Below are 20,775 nucleotides of genomic sequence, written 5' to 3'. Positions count from 1 at the left end.
CACTTATAACTTTATTAATCCCAATGGAGGTAAGAACAATGGAAGATAACAAAAAAGACTATAGCGACTTCTTTAAGCCGCAGAACGACAATAGCAGTAACAACGACGGCGTTAATCGAAATGATTCTAATCATCAAGATCCGCGGGATCCACAAGATCCTAACAAAGCAAGACCATCCTACTATTATTCGTATGGCCCATACAAATCGGCTTTTAACGAAGAAAACGAAGGACACTCGCTAACAACTTCTGCGTCGGGTACTGAAGGAACATCCAGTGTTGAAGTTACTCCTCCTAAGAATTTGCGTCCTTTCAGTTTTGGACCGGAAGCAAGCGCTCCGCAAGGCTCGGGTCCTTGGGATCCGAACGCGAGAAAGCGTTCATCTGTGAAAAGCATTTTCGCGGCCTTCATGGCAGGCGCCTTGGTCGTAGGTGCACTTATGTTCAGCGCTGATAAAATGAATTTGTTTACTGGCAATCAGCCTCTAGCTTCGGGCAGCTCCACAGCAGCTGCGACGAAGAGCGGGAGCAGTAACGGAGGCGAAGTGAAGAATGTTGGGCTAGATGTTGTTCGCCCGGGTAACATTTCGGCAATTGCACAGAACGCTGGGCCTGCCATCGTTAAGGTTGAATCTCTCGTGAAACAGAAGCAAACAAGCCGTGGCGGCAATTCCCTCTTCGATGATCCGTTCTTCCGTCAATTCTTTGGGGATAATGGCGGCGGCAATACAACGCCTAAGAGTAATCAGAATAACTCAGGCAGCGGCGAACTGCAGCCAGCAGGTATGGGAACAGGGTTTATTTTCGAAAAAACCGGATATATTTTAACCAATGAGCACGTTGTCGACGGCGCTGATGAAATTCAAGTTACGGTAGAAGGTTATGATAAGCCATTCAAAGCTAAATTGTTAGGTAACAGCTACGATTTGGATTTGGCTGTACTCAAAATCGAGGGCGATAAAGAGTTTCCAATCCTCCCGCTTGGTAAAGCTGAGGATGTGAATGTTGGGGATTGGGTTGTTGCTATCGGTAATCCATACGGCTTCGACCACACGGTTACAGTAGGTGTGCTTAGTGCGAAGGAGCGTCCTATCAGCATTCCAGATGCGAAAGGAACTCGCGAGTATAAGCACTTACTGCAAACGGACGCATCCATTAACCCTGGTAACTCCGGCGGACCTTTACTGAACTTGAATGGTGAAGTTATTGGTATTAATACGGCCGTTAGTTCTCAAGCGCAAGGAATTGGTTTCGCTATTCCGACTAGCACAATTTCTTCCGTTCTTGAAAATCTTAAAAATAATGTTCAAATTCCTAAAGAACCGGTTCCTTACTTAGGTGTAGGTCTACAAGATATTGGTAAAGACTGGGTAAGTGAATTGAAGCTTTCGAACACCGATGGGGCATTAGTTGGCAGCGTTCAACGTAAAAGCCCTGCTTTCCAAGCGGGTCTGCGTCAATACGACGTCATTGTGGATATTAACGGAACCAAGGTGAAAAATTCGCAGGAATTGATTACCAAAGTTCAGGCAGCGAAAGTTGGCGACAAGGTAACTCTGGGACTTATTCGAGACGGCAAGCGTATGGAAGTACCGATTACTGTTGGGGATAAAAACGCGTTAGCCGAGACGCCTGCCCAATAATAAAGATAAAATAGAGAGATAATTAAAGGTTAGTTCGGAATAAAAGGAAGTGGAGTCCCGCGGCCGCAAAGCTTGCAGGCTCTGCTTCTTTTTGCTTAGATAGCTTAATTTGTTACAATGGTTGAAGGAAGGGTGGTTTGGGTCGATGAGAGAAAACATAATGGTTATTGATGATGATGAGAAAATTACGTCTATGCTGAGACGAGGCTTGGCTTTTGAAGGATATTCGGTCGTCACAGCGACCAACGGTGCGGATGGCCTCAAGCAAATGCTTACATCAGAACCACATCTGCTGATCTTAGACGTGATGATGCCGCATATTGATGGCTGGGAGGTCGTTCGTCGAGTACGTGAAAGCGGCAGCGAGGTACCGATTCTTATGCTTACAGCGAAAGATGAAATCAGTGATCGCGTGAAAGGCTTGGATCTCGGGGCTGACGATTATTTGGTCAAGCCGTTTGCGCTTGAAGAGCTGCTGGCTAGAGTGCGTGTACTTCTTAGAAGGAGAACGGAGCGTCCTGAGCAGCAGACGAATAGACTCCATTATGAGGATACCATTTTGGATTTGGATACACGTGAGGTTTTTCGCGGTGAGCAACTGATTGAATTAACAACCAAGGAGTTTGATTTACTTCACTTGTTCATGCAGAATCCGAAGCGTGTCCTGTCACGGGATATTATAATGGAAAAAATATGGGGCTACGATTATAGCGGTGAATCCAATGTTCTGGAGGTTTATATCGCGCTGCTGCGCCAAAAGACCGAAGAATTTGGCCATAAACGATTGATTCAAACGGTTCGGGGGGCAGGTTACGTATTGAGAGGGGATTCTTAATATGTCTCTTCGCTTGCGGCTAACGCTTTGGTATTCAGGGATATTGGCTCTAACTATGCTGCTCTTCGGCATTGTTCTTTATTTTTTCTTGAATTATTTCCTATACGATCAGATACGCGAAGATGTGAAAAGGGAAGCGCAGAACACCTCGTTGCGTATTCAGAAGAGCTTTGCCCTTTCGCAAAAGGGGCTCGTCGTTGATTTGGAGCTGGAAAGCAGAGATATCTACTCTACGAATACGTTTCTGCAATTATATAATTTGACACTCAAAAGCTTTAGTCGATCGGCTAATTTACAAGATGTTACCTTGCCTTTAGCCAAAACAACGATTGATAAATTACAACAACAGAATGGCTTTTTTGAAAAGACGAAGGTACTCGGGCAGGATATACTCATATATAATCTAGGGTTATACGGTCAGTCAGATGGCCAGCCCCAACTCATCGGGGTTCTTCAAGCGGCTGTACCGATAGGCAGTTATGAAAAAACGTCCGTTACCCTTCGGTATACCCTGATGATTTGGGCATTACTCACGATTATTGTGGCAGCTTCGCTAGGCTGGTTCTTGGCACGCAAAGCGCTCAAGCCGATCGAACGCGTCATTGACGCCGCAAATCAAATAGGAAGCAGCGATGATCTGGAGAAGCGTATCCACTATGACGGTCCACTTGATGAGATTGGGCGCTTGACGGAGACGATCAATGGGATGCTCTCTCGTATTGAGATCACCTATCTGGAATTAGATGAAGCGTACCGAGCCCAACGCAGGTTCGTATCGGATGCTTCTCATGAGCTGAGAACACCGCTTACAACGATTCGAGGAAATGTCGACTTGTTAGAAAAGATGTGGAAGCAAACTTCAGGAAGTACAGAACTTGCTACGCCTGATCAAATGCAGATGTCACTCGAGGCCATGCATGATATTGCAGGTGAAGCACAGCGAATGAGCAGACTAGTCAATGATCTTCTGGCTCTGGCGAGAGCAGATGCCGGCGTTCTTATGGAGAAGAAGCCAGTTGAGATCATGCCGCTCGTTCAAGAAGTGGTAAGGCGCGCTCAATTGCTCGAGCATACCGCTGATTGGCAAGTGGGTGATCTAGATGCATTAGAACATGCGGTTGTGCAAGGGAACCGGGATTACTTGCAGCAATTGTTGTTTATTTTCATCGAGAATGCATTCAAGTATACCCCTGTTGGAACTGTAAGATTCGAGGCATCGCGAACGGATAGTTTTATTGGTATTCGGATTGCCGATACGGGAATAGGCATGGATAAAGAGGATATTCCTCATATTTTCGACCGATTTTATCGCGCAGATTTATCCAGGGGAGTGACGTCAGGGACTGGACTTGGTTTATCGATCGCCAAATGGATTATTGATGAACACGGTGGGTCAATTGAAGTGACAACGCGCAAAGACGAGGGAAGTACCTTTATGATTTGGCTTCCAGCAAACTTTCCTCTCTCTGTGTAATCAGCTATAATGAAAGAAAATAATGTTTCTTAGGCAGGTGGAAGAAATGGAAGTAGTCCGAATATCACCCAGAGGCTATTGTTATGGCGTTGTAGACGCTATGGCACTTGCTATGCAAACTGCTAAAAACTTAAATCTTCCGAGACCTATTTATATATTAGGCATGATTGTTCATAATGCGCATGTTACTGATTTCTTCAAAGAAGAAGGGGTCATCACATTAGATGGTGAGAACCGGCTTGAAATATTAGAGCAAATCGAAACAGGGACGGTTATTTTCACTGCTCACGGGGTTTCTCCAGAGGTAAGACGCAGAGCCCGGGACAAGGGCTTAACTGTTGTGGATGCAACCTGCCCGGATGTGACGAAGACACACGATTTAATTCGCGAAAAAGTAGCCGACGGCTATGAAGTTATCTATATCGGGAAGAAAGCCCATCCTGAGCCTGAAGGCGCAATAGGTGTAGCTCCTGATAAGGTACACCTCATCGAGAGGCTTGAAGAAGCAGACCAGCTAGACATCAAAGCCGAGCGTATTATTATTACGAATCAAACAACAATGAGCCAATGGGACATTAAGCATATTATGAATCGATTACTGGAACTATTCCCGAAAGCTGAGATCCATAATGAGATCTGTTTAGCCACGCAGGTTAGACAAGAAGCGGTAGCTGAACAAGCGAAGGAAGTCGATCTGGTTATCGTTGTTGGAGATCCAAAAAGTAATAATTCGAACCGCTTAGCGCAAGTTTCAGAGGAAATTGCTGGCGTAAGAGCGTATAGAATTTCTGATATCACCGAACTGGATCGCACGTGGTTAACCTTTGTACGCAAGGTCGGTGTTACATCTGGTGCTTCAACTCCGACACCTATAACCAAAGAGGTTATTTCCTACTTGGAAGGCTATGATACGAAAGATGAAACCAGTTGGGGAATTACACGTACTATTAATATGAAGAAGCTCATTCCGGCTGTTAAATCCAAAGTGGCTAGTAGTGAGTGATCCTTATTTATTCAACAGGGCGGGATTGAGACCAGCATGCAAAGCACTCAGAAGGTGAAAATGATGAAAGTGAAAGCTCGCTACGATTGGAAAAGCACGAAGCGATGGTTTAGATATAAATATTTACTTCTCTTACGTGCCAAAGGCGGTCCTTCCAAGGTAGCACGCGGCTTTTCAATTGGATTGTTTGTAGAGATGTTTACACTGCCTACAGCCGGTTTTGCATTCGCTCTTATCTTTCCGTTGGTCTATTTATTAAGAGCTAATTTACCTGGGGCGTTAATTGGTTTTGTGTTTGGAAAAGTGATTTATATTCCATTCTCGATTCTCAATAAGCAAGTGGGGGATTGGTTGGTACCGAAGCATTTTAAGATTTATCTGATCCATCATTTACCCCACATGCTTTCTAACATTATTAGAAGTGGTTTGGATTTGATTGTAGGCGGTATGGTGGTTGGGTTGGTACTCGGAATTATTGCTTACTTCCCAATTATGCTCTTACTTAAATACCATGCGAATCGTCGCAAAGAAAAACGCAGAATCCGTAAAGATCAACTTGCACCTTCGAATACAAATGAATAGCAAATAAATTAGCGCTTGACGAAATCTCGTCAGGCGTTGTATATTTACTTTAGTGATTAAAAGCGTAGAAGCGAACAAGCGTTGAAGTATTCAAGTGAATGAACCCATATAATAAGGAGCGTGTTTAAGATGATCGCCATTACATCCAACAAAACGTCAGATGAGCGTATTCAGGAAATTGTACAATTCGTAGAAAAGCAAGGTGTTCAAGCTCACGTCTCCAAAGGTGAGGATCGTACAGTAATCGGAATTATCGGGCAAGCCGATCCTAAATTAGCAGAACAGTTGCGTCAAATGTCAGGAGTTGAGCAAGTCGTGAAAATTTCGAAATCATATAAATTAGCAAGCCGTGACTTTCATCCGGCTGATACGGTTATTAAAATTAAAGGTGTTGAAATCGGTGGCGAGCAGCTAGTTGTCATGGGCGGCCCGTGTGCTGTAGAAACGCCAGAGCAAATTGATGAGATCGCACGTTTAGTGAAAGCAGCGGGAGGTCAAGTTCTCCGCGGCGGCGCATTTAAACCAAGAACAGGTCCTTACAGCTTCCAAGGTGTTGGCGTTGAAGGCTTGATCATGATGGCAGAAGCGGGTAAGAAGCATGGTCTTCTCACCATTACAGAAGTTATGACACCTGAGTATGTTGATGTATGTGCACAGTACGCGGATATCCTGCAAGTAGGTACACGTAATATGCAAAACTTTGATTTGCTTCGCAAGCTCGGAACCATTCAAACGCCAGTACTGCTTAAACGTGGTTTCAGCTCCACTTACGACGAATTCTTGAATGCTGCTGAATACATTCTTGCTGGCGGTAACCCGAATGTTATGCTCTGTGAACGCGGAATCCGAACATTCGAAACGTACACACGGAATACACTGGATTTATCAGCCATTCCGGTTCTTAAGCAATTGAGCCATCTTCCGGTAATCTCAGATCCGAGTCACGGTACTGGCCGTAGAGAGCTTGTTGTTCCTATGACAAAGGCATCCGTAGCCGCAGGAGCAGATGGTTTGATCATCGAAATGCACACAGATCCAGACAATTCAATGACTGGTGATGGCGTTCAATCCTTGTTCCCGGATCAATTCGCTAATCTGCTTGTTGATCTTGAGAAGCTTGCTCCGCTGCTTGGTAAAAAGTTTGATACACATAAAGAAGTTATCTTGGCGTAACGGTTATAGTTCTAATATGACTGGTTTCCTCGAATGAGGAAGCCAGTTTTCCTGTTCTTGGAGATAGGTCGGACAAATATGTGAATTAGTGTGAGCATAGCTTACACATCTTTAAAAAATACCTGACATAAGTATTGACTGTGTAAGCTTAATCGCTATATAATATGTGCAAGATAACAAGCAAAAGTTGAACATTAATCATGCAAAGTACGTTGAATGTACGGAAATGGGAGGGTTTTTTAAATGTCAGTTCAAAACGTGTTGAACCTTATCAAGGAAAAAAACATTGAGTGGGTAGATTTTCGTTTCGTAGGTCTTACCGGTAAAGCACAACATATTTCATTGCCTGCTACTGAAGTAGACGAAGATACTTTCGTGAATGGGGTAGCTTTTGACGGTTCATCCATCCCAGGATTCCGTGGTATTGAACAATCTGACATGGTAATGATGCCAGATACGGAAACTGCTTACGTAGATCCTTTCACAGCTCACCCGACTTTGATTATTATGAGCAACATCCACACACCTGAAGGCGAGCGTTATGATCGCGATCCGCGCAGCATCGCTCAAAAAGCAGAAGAATATCTGCAAACAACAGGTGTAGGTACAACAGCATTCTTCGCACCAGAATCCGAGTTCTTCATTTTTGATGACGTTCGTTTCGAAAATGGTATGAACAAATCCTACTTCGAAGTTGATTCCGAAGAAGCAGGTTGGAACACTGGACGCAAAGAAGAAGGCGGTAACCTTGGTTACAAAGTTCCAGTAAAAGGCGGTTACGTTCCAGTAGCTCCAATCGATTCCCAACAAGATATTCGTTCCGAAATGTGTAACAAGCTTGCTGACGCAGGTCTTCGTATCGAACGTCACCACCATGAAGTAGCTACAGCTGGTCAAGCTGAAATCAACTTCCGTTTTGACACATTAACTAAAACAGCAGACAACCTGCTCAAATACAAATATATCGTTGCTAACACAGCTAGAGAATATGGTAAAGTAGCAACTTTCATGCCTAAACCACTGTTTGGCGATAATGGTAGCGGTATGCACGTTCACATGTCCATTTTCGATGGCAGCGAGCCTTTGTTCTATGAAAAAGGAGCATATGCAAACCTGAGTGAATTGGCAATCAACTATATCGGTGGTATTCTTTACCACGCACCAGCGTTGATCGCATTGACAAACCCAAGTACAAACTCCTTCAAACGTCTGGTTCCTGGTTACGAAGCGCCGGTTAACCTTGTATTCTCCAAAGGTAACCGTTCTGCAGCAGTTCGTATTCCAATCGCGGCTGTGACACCTAAAGGTTGCCGTATCGAATTCCGTACACCTGATAGCACGGCTAACCCATACCTTGCTTTTGCAGCAATGTTGATGGCAGGTCTTGACGGTATCAAAAAGAAAATCGATCCGCGTGCTCTTGGATACGGTCCTTTCGATACAAACATCTATGAAATGTCAGATAGCGAGAAAGCTGAAATCCGCAGCGTTCCTGGTACATTAGATGAAGCTTTGGATGCTCTTGCAGCTGATTCCGACTTCTTGACTGAAGGCGGCGTGTTCACACAAGATTTCATCGATAACTATATCGAATTGAAACGCGGCGAAGCGAAAGCTGTAGCAATCCGTATTCACCCACACGAGTACAACCTTTACTTCGATTGCTAATCCTTAGCACTTATACATGAATATCATACGAGCTGCTTCTTTCATAGTTTTCTTTCTATGGAGGAGGCAGCTTTTCATTTATCGATAATTCGAATTGAAGTATAATGAATGCATGAATCAGATTTGGAAGGAAGATTAGTATGAAAATTGCCATGATAGCAGGAAGTAATCAGCGATCAGCGACAAGTACAAGACTTGCTGAATATATCAAGCATCTTGCGACTCTAGAGGGCCATCAGGTGACGTTGATTGACTTGTATCAAACACCGCTCCCTTTCTATAGCCCAGATGACGCAAACGCGGGGCACGAAGCTCTAAAGAAATTAAAAGAAGCCATGCTTGAAGCAGAGGGGATCGTACTATCAACACCGGAATATCATAGTGGAATTTCCGGTGTTTTGAAAAATGCGCTTGATCATTTGGGACAAGACCATTTCAGTAACAAGGTTGTCTTATCTGTCAGTTCAGCAGGCGGGGCAATTGCTGTAAGCTCTCTGACGCAGCTGCAAACCATTGTACGCAATCTGCATGGCATTAACTGCCCAGATTGGCTATCTATTGGAGGCGACCAGCGGAAGAGCTTCCAGCCGGGTGTAACACATCAAGACATCCATCCAGATGTCGATAAACGTGTTCGTCGTGTAGTTGGTTCATTCCTCGAATTGACCAAACAGTTAGGAGTTAAACGAAGATAAAAGTTTCCGGAAACAATAAGCATTATGTGAGTAACGCAAAGTGTAAACTACGCTTTGTGTTGCTCATTTTTTTTATTGTATAGGAAATTACAATGGCGTTGCATAAAGAGCAGCAGATTTCCCAGACTTAGTGGACAAGCTTCGGCTCGAGGAATTCTCGCTGAAAGCACGTTTTTCGCGCTTATTTGTTCGAGGCAGCACGATTAAGCGCGGTTTTCGCGCTTATACAGTACGGACGGTTAGCTGAGAAGTCGATTTCCGACCTCTCAGACACTGTGGACGAGCTTCGGCTCGAGGAATTCTCGCTGAAAGCGCGTTTTTCGTGCTTATTTGTTCGAGGCAGCACGMTTAAGCGCGTTTTCCGCGCTTATACAGTACGGACGGTCAGCGGAGAAGTCGATTTCCGACCTCTCCGACACTGTCGACAAGCTACGGCTCGAGGAATTCTCGCTGAAAGCGCGTTTTTCGTGCTTATTTGTTCGAGGCAGCACGCTTAAGCGCGTTTCCGCGCTTATTTGTTCTGTTTAACCACATGCTGTGTTGAATTGGAAATTCTCTTTACAGGGACGTTCCGATCTGCTAAGATAACCACAATCAATTGTCAACCTAAAATGTTATTTAAAGTTGACAATCAAACATATGGATGGTGATCATTTGTGACAACGGATTACGAACGTCTTGCTGCAATGAACAAGTCGCACTTATGGCATCCTTTTACTCAGATGAAAGACTACAACAACGCAGATCCTCTCATTATCGAACGCGGTGAAGGTATCAGGCTTTATGACGTCCAGGGAAGAGCTTATTACGACGGTTTCTCGTCAGTTTGGCTTAACGTACATGGACACAACGTTCCGGAGTTAAATCAAGCGATTGCGGACCAGTTAGGGCGAGTCGCCCATTCCACCCTTCTAGGAATGGCCAATATACCAGCAATCGAACTTGCAGAGAAGCTGGTAGGGATCGCTCCGAAAGGGTTAAACAAAGTATTTTATTCGGATTCAGGAGCAACCGGTGTCGAGATTGCGATCAAAATGGCATTTCAATACTGGCATAACCAAGGAGCACGGGGGAAAAAGAAGTTTATTACAATGAATCAAGCGTACCACGGGGATACGATTGGCGCGGTTAGTGTCGGTGCGATTCCGCTGTATCATGATGTGTTCCGTCCCATGCTGTTTCCATCGCACGTCATCCCATATCCCTACACTTACCGCCATGAAGGGGGTGCCGCAGAAGCATTGGAAGCTACGCTAACCCTACTTCGCAAGTTGCTCGAGACGAGGGCAGATGAGATCGCGGCTCTTATTGTGGAGCCGATTGTGCAAGGAGCCAGCGGGATGATTATCATGCCGCCGGGCTGTTTACGTGAGATGGCAGCGCTCTGCCGTAAGCATGACGTACTGCTTATCGCCGACGAGGTGGCAACCGGCTTTGGTCGTACAGGCGCTATGTTCGCCTGTGATCTCGAAGGTGTATCACCTGATCTGATGGTGGTAGGGAAGGGGCTGACTGGCGGCTATTTGCCTGTGGCCGCGACACTTGCAACGGACGAGATCTACGACGCGTTTTATGCGGATTACCATGAGCAGAAAACATTCTTTCACGGTCATTCCTATACGGGAAATCCACTTGGCTGTGCCGTTGCTTTGGCCAGTTTGAAGCTTTTTGAAGAACGCAAGATCATAGAAGGGGTTAGAGCTAAGGCATCATTTGTCGAGAATAAGCTCGCAGCACTTAAGGAACGACCGCATGTTGGTGACATCCGGCAAAAGGGTTTGATGATCGGAATCGAGCTTGTACGCGATAAAAAATCACGTGAGCCCTACGACTGGGTAGAACGAATCGGCGTTCGAACGAGCATGAGGGCCAGAGAGCTCGGGATGCTGACGAGGCCGCTCGGCAATGTAATTGTCTTCATCCCTCCGCTTGTCAGCACGGAAGCTGAGCTTGGATCGATGACAGATATTTTGGCTGAATCGATTGTTGACGTTACGGAAGGCAGTTCAACTGCATGAACAAAGTCAACTGGGGATCGATTCGCGGATTATTTGTAACAGGCACGGACACCGGTGTAGGGAAGACGATGGTGACGGCAGCCATCACCGCTGCTCTTCGCGCCGAAGGATTGAACGCAGGTGTATGGAAGCCGGTACAGTCCGGTGCTCTTCTTGGAAGCGGAGTTACCGATGCTGAACGGCTGCTGCAAAGCACGGGAATCCATGAGCGGCCAGAGGCGGTGGCGCCATTTACATTCGAAGCTCCGCTTACTCCCATGCTCGCCGCAAAGCGTGCTGGTGTGACCTTAACGCTGAAGGATCTTATCGCTGCTGGGGAACCGCTCGCAAAACGTTTTGAAGCTCTGCTCATTGAAGGTGCAGGCGGTGTCGCAGTTCCTCTTACCGATGATGCCCTTGTAGCGGATTTGATCGCGGAGCTCCATGTGCCCGCTCTAATTGTAGCCCGTTCCAGCCTCGGCACGATTAACCATACGCTTTTGACCGCGTCATTACTGAGGCATCACAGAATTCCGATTGTAGGCATCATACTGAACGACGGCGATTTAACGGGGCTGCATGATGATCCCAGTAGGGATACGAATGCAGAACTTATTGAACGTTACAGCGGCCTTAAGGTCCTCGGACGATTTCCCCATGTGCAAACCGATGCAAATTCAGAAACTTTGATACATACCATTCGAAAAACGATACAACTCGCACCTATCAGACAGGCTTTACAGTTCAACCTATAGTGAATGCGTACGAGAAAGCTTTCCTGCGGAAAGCTCTAAGGAGGATGATAATGATGGAAATTATTGCTGTCGATATGAAATGGCAAGCGCTTGCCCAAAAAGCGTTGAGTGGGGAATGTTTAAGGTTAGAGGAAGGGCTATCTGTGCTCGAAGCTGACAATGATGAGGTACTGCCCTTGCTGCAGGCTGCGTTTACAGTGAGAAAACATTTTTACGGTAAAAAAGTGAAGCTGAATATGATCATCAACGCCAAAAGCGGCCTTTGTCCTGAGGACTGCGGCTATTGCTCGCAATCCATTGTTTCGACGGCGCCGGTTAATAAATACACCCTGCTCGATAAAGATACGCTTCTTGCCGGCGCACGTGAAGCAATGGCACGCAAAGCTGGAACCTACTGCATCGTAGCAGCCGGAAAAGGTCCGACTGATAAGGAACTAGATCAAGTGGTAGATGCGGTCCGAGAAATCCGTGAGACGATGCCGCTAAAAATTTGCGCATGTCTGGGGATTCTGAAGGACGAGCAAGCTGAACGTCTTGCAGAAGCGGGCGTACATCGCTATAACCACAACTTAAATACCAGCAAAGCCAATTACTCATCGATCACCACGACCCATACCTACGATCAACGTGTTGAAACGGTGGAAAAAGTAAAGACCTACGGCATGTCTCCCTGCTCTGGTGTCATTATTGGCATGGGCGAGACCAATCAGGAAATTGTTGAAATGGCTTATGCACTTCGCGAGATCGATGCGGATTCGATTCCAATTAATTTCCTTAATGCGATTCCAGGAACCCCTTTGGAACATGCAGGCCGCACGCCGTCGATGAAAGCTTTAAAGGTACTGGCTCTGTTCCGTTTCATCTGTCCTTCCAAAGAAATCCGAGTAGCGGGTGGTCGTGAGGTCAACCTTCGTACGCTGCAGCCGCTATCACTGTACGCTGCAAACTCACTTTTTGTTGGTGATTATTTAACAACAGCAGGCCAAGAGGTTGGAACGGATCATCAAATGATTGAAGATTTGGGGTTTGAGATTGAATTAAGTGCCCTTTAAGGGTGGTGCGGACTATGAATTGGATGGAAAAAGAACTTGCGGCCATGGCGGACGCCTCGTTGATGCGTTCCTTGCGTGCAAGCAGCCCGGTTCCAGAGTGCCCTGGCTATACGGTTCGTGGAGAACGTATCCTGCTCAACCTGTCTTCCAATGATTATCTTGGACTCTCCCAGCATCCCGCCATTACGGAAGTGATGCGCGAATCGCTGCTGAGCGAAGGAGTAGGCTCAGGTGCATCGCGTCTAGTGACAGGCAACCGGGCGCCTTATGGCCGACTTGAAGAAGCACTGTCCGGTTGGCAGAATTGCGAAGCAGCGCTTGTTTTTGCAAATGGATATATGGCGAATTCTGGTGTGATTAGCGCGCTAGTAAGCCGAGGTGATGTTGTTTTCAGCGATCAGCTAAACCATGCCAGCATTGTGGACGGTACGATATTGAGCCGTGCGGAGCTCGCACGTTATCGTCATAACGATATGGACCATTTGCGTTTCTTATTGAATAAGTACCGTGATAAACGGCGAAAGCTGATCGTTACAGATGCCGTCTTCTCGATGGATGGGGATCAGGCGCCTTTGCGTGAACTCTCGCTGCTCAAACGCGAATACGAGGCGATGTTGATGGTGGACGAGGCACACAGTGGAGGGATATACGGAGGGCGCGGCGAGGGATTGTGCCATGAGCTCGGGGTGCAGGATGAAGTGGATGTCCATATGGGGACGTTCAGTAAATCTTTCGGTGTGTATGGAGCCTATGTGTGCGGTAGCCGTACACTCATTCGTTGGCTGATAAATAAGGCAAGGCCGCTCATCTATTCAACGGCGCTACCCCCTGCTCTTGTAGATGGCATTTCAAAATCTTTGGATTTGGTACAGACTGAGCACTGGCGCCGTGAACGGCTTCACGAGGCTATTAAACTTTTTCGGTCCTCGCTTAGCACAGCAGGCTTTGATGTCGGTGCCGGGGATTCTCCAATTGTGCCGATCATCATCGGCGATAATGATACGGCCCTGCGTTTCAGTGGTGCTCTTGAAGAGGAAGGAATCGCAGCGGTTGCCATCCGTCCACCTACGGTGCCTGATGGTACAGCTCGCATTCGCTTCTCATTGTCAGCCGTTCATTCGGATAAGGAATTGATCGATGCTGCTGAGCGAATCCGTACCGTCGGCCTTCAACAAGGAGTGTTAAGCCTATGATTGCATCGACAAGAGGTACCATCTTATGGCTGACGGGATGGAGCATGCCGGATACGGTCTTCGATCAACTTCGCGAGTTACTGCCGGATTTTCATCATATGTCCGTCGATTACAGTGATGCCGACTCTCCGGAGAAAATGCTGTTGCTTACTGAAACGGCGGCAGAAAACATAAGATCTTCGGATATTTCTACGGGTAAGACAAGGGCTTTCCGCGGTCCACTGTTAATCGGAGGTTGGTCGCTCGGCGGATTACTGGCGTTGAGGCTAGCGGTTAAAGGTCTTGCCGATGGCCTGGTGTTGTTTGCGGCTACAGCTCGTTTTACCCGTCCCAAGGAAGAACTGGACCGCGGCTGGGCAGATGCCTATGTGAGGCATATGATTACAGGGCTTACGAAGGACCCGCAGGGCGTTGAAACAAAATTTCGGCAGGCTATGTTTACGGAAGCAGAATGGGAGGCCGGTCTTGGCAAAAGATTTCCTCTCATTGGCAGATGGGCAACACCAGCACTTATTGCTGGTCTTCAGATTTTGCGAAGTGAGGAAGTCTTGTCTGGGCTGCCGGAAATTAAATGTCCGATACTGCTTGTTCACGGTACGGAGGATCAGATTTGTCCTTACAATGCTGCGGCAGAGCTTGCAGCACAATTGCCTCAAGCAGAGTTGCTTTCCATACCGGGCAGCGGGCATGCGCCTTTTCTGGGAAGAGAAGATGAGATAGCCAAGGAACTGAGGCGATGGTGGGATGAGCAGAAGGATAACAGATATTGAGCGTCAATTTAATCGGAGTTCAGCGGGTTCGTATGATATTCATGCCAATGTGCAGCGCATTATGGCAGAGCAGCTTGCTAAATCCCTCATCGCATGGAAGGTTGAAGAGACGTCTAGCATTCTTGAGATTGGCTGTGGCACGGGTACTCTGACAGAAATTTTAGTTAACGAATGTTCCAAAGCGTCTATTACTGCACTAGATATTGCACCTGGCATGATCAAAGTGGCGGAGCAACGCATCCGATCAGGTGCGGCAAGCCATCCGGCTATCAACCATGGTCAGTCAGATCGGTTAAGCTTTATTCATGCCGATGTAGAAAGGTGGTCGGCAGATGCGCAAGAAGCCTCGTTCGACCTCATTGTCTCGAGCGCTTGCTTTCAATGGCTTAAGAATCCGAAGCAAACGTTACGTCACCTTCGGCAGATGCTTCGTCCTGGAGGCTTACTGGTGTTCACAACATTTGGACCGAGAACGTTTTACGAGCTGCATCAGTCATTTCATGACGTGTATCGAATCATAGACATGGAACCACAGCGGCACGGCCTATCCTTTCAATCTGCTGCTCAGTGGAAAAACTCGCTCATGGAAGCAGGATTTTCAAGTATCCAAAAAGATCGTTTGATTCAAAAAGAAACGTATGCTTCCGTAAGAGATTTTCTTCTTTCGGTTAAAGCAATGGGGGCTAGTACTTCGGAAGCTGCCGCTGCGCCTGGCCTCAGCTCGCGAAGGCTGTTCGCAGGCATGTATAAGGCATACGAAGAAAAGTTCAGCATGCAGGGAGGCATCGCAGCCACTTATGATCTTCTTTTGATCCAAGCTAGGGTCTCTTATGAATAGGTTCAAGGATGGAGAATCAGCAGGGTCTGCAGACAGTAGTTTATTTGTTTGACTTGTTGGAAACCGAAAAGATACTGCTTAAAATTGTAGGAGATTTGATCGGATGGATTCAGGAAATGTCACTTTTCCCCCCACAGTTCGCTTATGAAGTTGTGGTGGAGTCATGTATCCATAGTGTTATAAAGAAAGGTTCGGTTCGTCGGTTCGGCGTGAATACATACAAAATTACGGATGGAAGTTAAACCTAATAGGACCGTCAGGAGGATTGATCTTCCTTGGCGGTCTTTTTTGTTTCCACACACTTTTGACACATTTATGTAGTACAGTTTGGAAAATAGGACGAGGGGGGAGATCATGGGAGTACCATGGACTAACAAGGAAGTCGTTCATTTATTACATCGAGCCGGATTTGGTTCCACTGGGGAAGAGGTTACTGCTTGTGTTGCACTTGGCCGCGAGGAAACGGTGCGACGTCTTATTGCCGGAGAAGCGTTGATCGATCAGACACCATCACTAACCCCATTTGATCAATTAACCGCTGATGGCAAGAAAGCATTAGATCCGCTGCAATTAGCCGATCAACAAATGTATTGGTTATATCGAATGGTATATTCTAGTGCTCCGCTCATCGAGAAGATGACGTTGTTTTGGCATGGACATTTTGCGACGGCGAATTATAAGGTTAATGATGTTATGTTAATGGCTCAGCAAAATACACTGTTCCGCAAACAGGCATTAGGTAACTTCAAAGAACTCGTACTCGCTATTGGTAAAGATCCTGCTATGATGATCTGGCTGGATGTGAACCGGAATAAAAAAGGTAAACCGAATGAGAATTATGCCCGCGAAGCCATGGAGCTATTCACGCTAGGTATCGGTCACTATACAGAGACTGATGTGAAGGAAGCGGCGCGCGCTTTCACGGGATGGACTTATGATAAGAAGGAAAATAAAGTAGATTATAATCCCAAACAACACGACAATGACACGAAAACACTGCTCGAAGAAACGGGGAGGCTGAATTCGGATGATGTGATTGAAATTATTTTCCATCAAAAAACGCTGCCTATCTTTCTGGCTGCGAAGCTGCTCAAATATTTTGCAACAGATAACCCTTCCGAAAGTTGGATCCAAAAAGTTGCCGAGCATATATCAAATAAAGCTACTGTGGGGGAAGTGCTGCAAGAGCTATTTCTATCCGACGAATTCTATGATGAGAAATTGCGGTTATCTCTCATCAAAACACCGGCAGACTATGTTGCAGGTATTCTCAAGTGCTGTAAGCTAACCGTTTCGAAGGGGCATGCACAAGCGATGAGGAGGATGGGGCAGGAGCTGTATTCCCCACCAGATGTTGCAGGTTGGAGAGGAGGCGCCTCATGGCTGAATACAAACACCTTATTATCCAGGTACCAGTTTGCCGAGTCCATCGCCAAGCAGCTAAACGGCAAGGTGCTCTCAACGGCAGAATATACACCTGAACAACAGGAGCGTCCGGAAGAATGGGTGAAATTGTGGAGTCAGCGTATGGGAATCACGGATTTATCGGATAAGACTTTACAGGGTTTAAGTGCTTACGCAGACGACACAATTATACATACTAAGCAAAAGAATGCGGGTTTGAGAGGCTTGCTTCAATTAGTGCTGATTAGCCCGGAAGCTCAAATGAAATAGCGAGGGGGGAGAAAAGTGAAATTATCGAGAAGGGATTTTCTGCTTAAAGGTACAGCCATGTTTGCGACTATAGCCCTAGGCGGGGTTTTATTTACGCAAACGGGAAAATCGATCTTGACTGGCGGTTTTGACGATGAGGTTGATGAACCCGTGCTAGTTGTTGTTCAGTTAAGTGGCGGGAATGATGGCATCAATACGCTAATCCCTTATGGACAAGGGATTTACTATGATGCGCGGCCGACGCTGGCTTACGAGCAGAAGGATGTGCTTGCCTTAGATAATCAAGTAGGCTTGCATCCGAGTTTAGTTGGCCTTGCTGCACTTTATAAACTTGGGAAAATGGCTGTCATACAGGGAGTTGGATATCCAGGACCCGATCACTCTCATTTCCGCTCTATGGAAATTTGGCAGACAGCCGAGCCAGCGAAGATGAGTCGAAGCGGTTGGCTTGCACGCTATGCAGAGTCTTCTTTGCGGGATAGCAGCAATCCTCTCAAAGCGATACAGGTTGGCGCAGGTGGTAAGGCTTTTGCTTCGGAGAAGATGAGCTTTCCAGTTATCCAATCATTAGAATCCTATCATCTGATTGATCCGAAAACTGCGATGATGGACAAAAATCGGATCACTAAAGCATTCTTGGAGATGTATGGTGTACAGAATCAGATGGAACAGCTGCGTGTCGTATCAGGGCGCGGATATGAGGCCTTCAAAAGTGTTGAAGCGATTCAAGCTTTAAGGGCTGCCTATGCGAATAAAGTGGAGTATCCGAAATCTAATTTTGCAAGGGATCTCCAATTAGTATCCAAGCTGTTGGCGGGTAAATCGGGCACTCGAATATTCAATGTGCAGATCGGCGGTTTCGATGATCATGCCGATGAGAAGGTACAGCATGCCAAAGTGCTGACTCAAGTCGACGAGGGTTTGACAGCGTTCTATAAAGACTTGGCGGCACAAGGACTGCAGGACCGTGTCGTGGTGATGATGTTTTCGGAGTTTGGGCGCAGGGTGAAGGAGAATGGAAGCGGCGGAACAGACCATGGAACGGCAGCTCCGATGTTCGTAATTGGAGGGAAGGTGAACGGCGGGTTCTATGGCGCGTATCCGAGCCTGAGCAATTTGGACAATGGGGATTTGAAGTACGAGGTTGATTTCCGCTCCGTTTACAGCACGGTTATTGATAAATGGTTAAAAGGCGATACCACCGCTGTGCTAGGCAAGTCCTATGAGTCTTTAAAGTTTATATAAGGAAAGCCGGGGCCCTGTGCCTCGGCTTTTGGTTTTTAGTCGTTCGTGGTAACCTATTGAAAAAGGAAAAAATTGTCGTGCTGGTGGAGGTACAATAACGTTGAGCATAGAGCCAATTTCGGATCATCTGCAGGAGAATTTAAGGATACTTTTCGTGGGGTATAACCCTAGTATACGATCCGGAGAAACGGGTCATCATTATGCGAATCCGAACAATCGCTTTTATCGGATTCTTTTCCAAGCGGGATTAACACCTCGGCTGTATAAACCTCAGGAGGATGGGGACTTGCTGAAACTAGGGTATGGTTTTACGAATATCGTGGCTCGCCCTTCGTTGACGGCTGCAGAAATTACGCCTGACGAATATCGGGAAGGTCGGCTTATTTTGAAACAAAAGATTCAGGCCTTTCGACCGCGTGTTGCCTGTTTTGTAGGAAAAGGGGTATATGAGCAGTATAGCGGCCGTAGGGGGATGAGTTGGGGGAGTCAACTAGATCCGATGGTTGAAGGTGTGATCGACTATGTATGTCCCTCTTCTAGTGGGCTTGTTCGGATGAAGCTTGAGGAGATGGTAGCTATTTATAGCGGCATCAAGAAATATATGGAAACGGAGTTGGGGAATGGATGAATATCCCATGGTTGGAGTGGGCCAAAGAGATTCAGGCTATTAGTCAAGCCGGGCTTACCTATGGTGAAAATGGTTATGACTTGGAGCGATACGAGGCGCTTCGCAAGATCAGCGTGGAGATGATGAGTTATTTCTCGGAGACACCGATCGATAAGGTGACAGCTTTATTCGCCAGCGAAACGGGGTATCAGACGCCGAAAGTGGATATTCGGGCTGTCGTATTGAGAGAGAACAAGCTGCTGCTTGTGAAGGAAAGAGCCGACGGTGCTTGGGCTTTGCCTGGAGGCTGGGCGGACATCGGCCTCACACCGACGGAGGTCGCCGTCAAGGAGACCCGCGAGGAGTCCGGCTATGAGGTCAAGCCGGTGCGATTGCTGGCGGTCTTCGATAAGAAGCGCCACGCACACCCACCCTCGGCAAACCACGTGTACAAGATGTTCATCTTGTGCGAGCTGGCGGGCGGGGAAGCACTTGAAGCCGGTCTGGAAACGACCGGCGCCCAGTTCTTCGGCGAGAGTGAGCTGCCGCCGCTCTCGGTAGAGCGAAACACCGCTGAGCAGCTGCAGCGGATGTTTGAGCTTGCTCGTGACCACACAGCGCAGACGCTGCTCGATTAACCAAGCGCGTAACGACCTACCGCTTAAGTACAGGTTCCAGCTGTTCGATAAGTTCCTCCATTTGCTTCGAGCATTGTTCGTACATCTCTTTTGCAGCTTTAGTATTCGTAGTAAGCCCAAACAACATCAGATCGGCTTCGCACTATTTTAATGTAGCAAATAGGTTTGCTTTTTCCTGCGGCACAGGTACCATGATCTTGTCGTCAAATAAATCCACATACAATTGGCTGTATGTATCGACTTGACCTAGAAATACATTTTCAACCGTCACACCTAATTTATCTAGTTCTGTTTTAAGCCATCCTCTGTTTAAACCGATGGTGGCCAATGCTTCATCCATGATTTCACCGTCCATGATAACCGCTTGGGGCTCCTGCTCAGGTGCAACTTTGATGCCCAAATGTTTGGCAGTCAACGGTTGGTTTTTTCGAGCCAATAGGACATTAATATCCCCGTCTGGTTCCATGATCGCAAATTCAACATCAGCCACTTTAAACACCGATCTCTTTCTTAATTGCTCCATAAGTTCATCGGTGGTCAGACGTTCTTTCTTTAAATTATCTTCCAAAACTTTTCCGTCTCTAATAAGCACGGTTCCTTTACCATCAATAAAATCCCGCATTTTTTTGCTTTTTAGCTGCATAAATTCAATTCCTAACGAGCACGCGACCCAAGCGGCTAAGGATACCAATCCTAAATACCAATCATCCTCCAATGAGATGTAAGCCGCGAGATTACCAATTGTAATACCAGTTATGTATTCGAACAAGGAAAGTTGAGAAACTTGTCTTTTTCCCAGCAGCTTTGTCATAAAGAATAGCACAACAACCGCAAATATTGTCTTTAAAAAAATTTCAATCCATTCGGGCACATCGGTTCCTCCTCTTTAATTAAATCCAATCGGTTCAATTGTTTGTAGAATTCTTGAAAGTT

Annotated in this window: 19 protein-coding genes and 1 pseudogene; 19 read left to right on the top strand and 1 reads right to left on the bottom strand. The window is 46.6% G+C overall.

The window, feature by feature from the left end; translation table 11 throughout:
- The first annotated feature begins 38 nt into the window (after window positions 1-38).
- The 19 genes from ASG93_RS20590 to ASG93_RS20500 all read left to right on the top strand — a co-directional run bounded on the left by ASG93_RS20590 (window position 39) and on the right by ASG93_RS20500 (window position 19,842).
- The gene (locus ASG93_RS20590; RefSeq protein WP_056834729.1) at window positions 39-1,643 is read left to right on the top strand and encodes a S1C family serine protease; all 1,605 of its coding nucleotides are present in this window, start codon (window positions 39-41) and stop codon (window positions 1,641-1,643) included.
- A gap of 145 nt (window positions 1,644-1,788) precedes the next feature.
- Window positions 1,789-2,478, top strand: coding sequence for a response regulator transcription factor (locus ASG93_RS20585; protein WP_056834728.1), 690 nt, complete (start codon window positions 1,789-1,791; stop codon window positions 2,476-2,478).
- Window position 2,479: 1 nt separating this feature from the next.
- A complete protein-coding gene (locus ASG93_RS20580) occupies window positions 2,480-3,952 on the top strand; it encodes a sensor histidine kinase (RefSeq protein ID WP_056834726.1) in 1,473 nt (490 codons plus the stop codon).
- A 46-nt stretch (window positions 3,953-3,998) separates the two neighbouring features.
- On the top strand, window positions 3,999-4,955 hold the full coding sequence (locus ASG93_RS20575) for a 4-hydroxy-3-methylbut-2-enyl diphosphate reductase (protein WP_056834724.1): 957 nt from the start codon (window positions 3,999-4,001) through the stop codon (window positions 4,953-4,955).
- Between the two features lie 60 nt (window positions 4,956-5,015).
- Window positions 5,016-5,537, top strand: a complete 522-nt coding sequence (locus ASG93_RS20570) for a DUF2062 domain-containing protein (RefSeq protein WP_321166696.1) — start codon at window positions 5,016-5,018, stop codon at window positions 5,535-5,537.
- Window positions 5,538-5,666: 129 nt separating this feature from the next.
- A complete protein-coding gene (gene aroF / locus ASG93_RS20565; protein ID WP_047677334.1) occupies window positions 5,667-6,710 on the top strand; it encodes a 3-deoxy-7-phosphoheptulonate synthase in 1,044 nt (347 codons plus the stop codon).
- A 243-nt stretch (window positions 6,711-6,953) separates the two neighbouring features.
- Window positions 6,954-8,378: a type I glutamate--ammonia ligase gene (gene glnA, locus ASG93_RS20560; RefSeq protein WP_056834720.1), complete on the top strand. Its 1,425-nt coding sequence runs from the start codon at window positions 6,954-6,956 to the stop codon at window positions 8,376-8,378.
- A 140-nt stretch (window positions 8,379-8,518) separates the two neighbouring features.
- Complete coding sequence (locus ASG93_RS20555; RefSeq protein WP_056834718.1) at window positions 8,519-9,073, top strand: NADPH-dependent FMN reductase; 555 nt, start codon at window positions 8,519-8,521, stop codon at window positions 9,071-9,073.
- A 686-nt stretch (window positions 9,074-9,759) separates the two neighbouring features.
- A complete protein-coding gene (gene bioA, locus ASG93_RS20550; protein ID WP_235550933.1) occupies window positions 9,760-11,091 on the top strand; it encodes an adenosylmethionine--8-amino-7-oxononanoate transaminase in 1,332 nt (443 codons plus the stop codon).
- A complete protein-coding gene (bioD, locus tag ASG93_RS20545; RefSeq protein ID WP_056834714.1) occupies window positions 11,088-11,825 on the top strand; it encodes a dethiobiotin synthase in 738 nt (245 codons plus the stop codon). Before bioA ends, bioD begins: the two co-directional genes overlap by 4 nt.
- 53 nt (window positions 11,826-11,878) lie before the next feature.
- On the top strand, window positions 11,879-12,877 hold the full coding sequence (gene bioB, locus ASG93_RS20540; RefSeq protein ID WP_200984511.1) for a biotin synthase BioB: 999 nt from the start codon (window positions 11,879-11,881) through the stop codon (window positions 12,875-12,877).
- A gap of 14 nt (window positions 12,878-12,891) precedes the next feature.
- On the top strand, window positions 12,892-14,070 hold the full coding sequence (gene bioF / locus ASG93_RS20535; protein ID WP_200984504.1) for an 8-amino-7-oxononanoate synthase: 1,179 nt from the start codon (window positions 12,892-12,894) through the stop codon (window positions 14,068-14,070).
- Window positions 14,067-14,840: an alpha/beta hydrolase gene (locus tag ASG93_RS20530; RefSeq protein WP_056834710.1), complete on the top strand. Its 774-nt coding sequence runs from the start codon at window positions 14,067-14,069 to the stop codon at window positions 14,838-14,840. The genes bioF and ASG93_RS20530 overlap by 4 nt, the downstream gene beginning before the upstream one ends.
- Window positions 14,815-15,678 carry a malonyl-ACP O-methyltransferase BioC gene (gene bioC, locus ASG93_RS20525; protein ID WP_056834708.1) on the top strand — a complete coding sequence of 288 codons (864 nt, stop codon included), beginning with the start codon at window positions 14,815-14,817 and terminating at the stop codon, window positions 15,676-15,678. The genes ASG93_RS20530 and bioC overlap by 26 nt, the downstream gene beginning before the upstream one ends.
- An 8-nt stretch (window positions 15,679-15,686) precedes the next feature.
- Complete coding sequence (locus ASG93_RS20520) at window positions 15,687-15,920, top strand: hypothetical protein (RefSeq protein WP_056834706.1); 234 nt, start codon at window positions 15,687-15,689, stop codon at window positions 15,918-15,920.
- Window positions 15,921-16,032: 112 nt separating this feature from the next.
- Window positions 16,033-17,352: a DUF1800 domain-containing protein gene (locus ASG93_RS20515; protein WP_056834703.1), complete on the top strand. Its 1,320-nt coding sequence runs from the start codon at window positions 16,033-16,035 to the stop codon at window positions 17,350-17,352.
- A gap of 15 nt (window positions 17,353-17,367) precedes the next feature.
- A complete protein-coding gene (locus tag ASG93_RS20510) occupies window positions 17,368-18,597 on the top strand; it encodes a DUF1501 domain-containing protein (RefSeq protein ID WP_056834701.1) in 1,230 nt (409 codons plus the stop codon).
- Window positions 18,598-18,703: 106 nt separating this feature from the next.
- Window positions 18,704-19,225, top strand: coding sequence for a mismatch-specific DNA-glycosylase (locus ASG93_RS20505; RefSeq protein ID WP_056835140.1), 522 nt, complete (start codon window positions 18,704-18,706; stop codon window positions 19,223-19,225).
- A complete protein-coding gene (locus ASG93_RS20500) occupies window positions 19,222-19,842 on the top strand; it encodes an NUDIX hydrolase (RefSeq protein WP_056834699.1) in 621 nt (206 codons plus the stop codon). The genes ASG93_RS20505 and ASG93_RS20500 overlap by 4 nt, the downstream gene beginning before the upstream one ends.
- Before the next feature lie 16 nt (window positions 19,843-19,858).
- Here ASG93_RS20500 and ASG93_RS20495 read toward each other — a convergent pair.
- A pseudogene (locus ASG93_RS20495) lies at window positions 19,859-20,713 on the bottom strand (DUF421 domain-containing protein).
- Between the last annotated feature and the right edge of the window lie 62 nt (window positions 20,714-20,775).

This window comes from Paenibacillus sp. Soil787, assembly GCF_001429545.1.
In the GTDB taxonomy this organism is placed as follows: Bacteria; Bacillota; Bacilli; order Paenibacillales; family NBRC-103111; genus Paenibacillus_E.
Note: the sequence above shows the minus strand (reverse complement) of the source record. Positions and strands in the feature narration are given on the sequence as shown.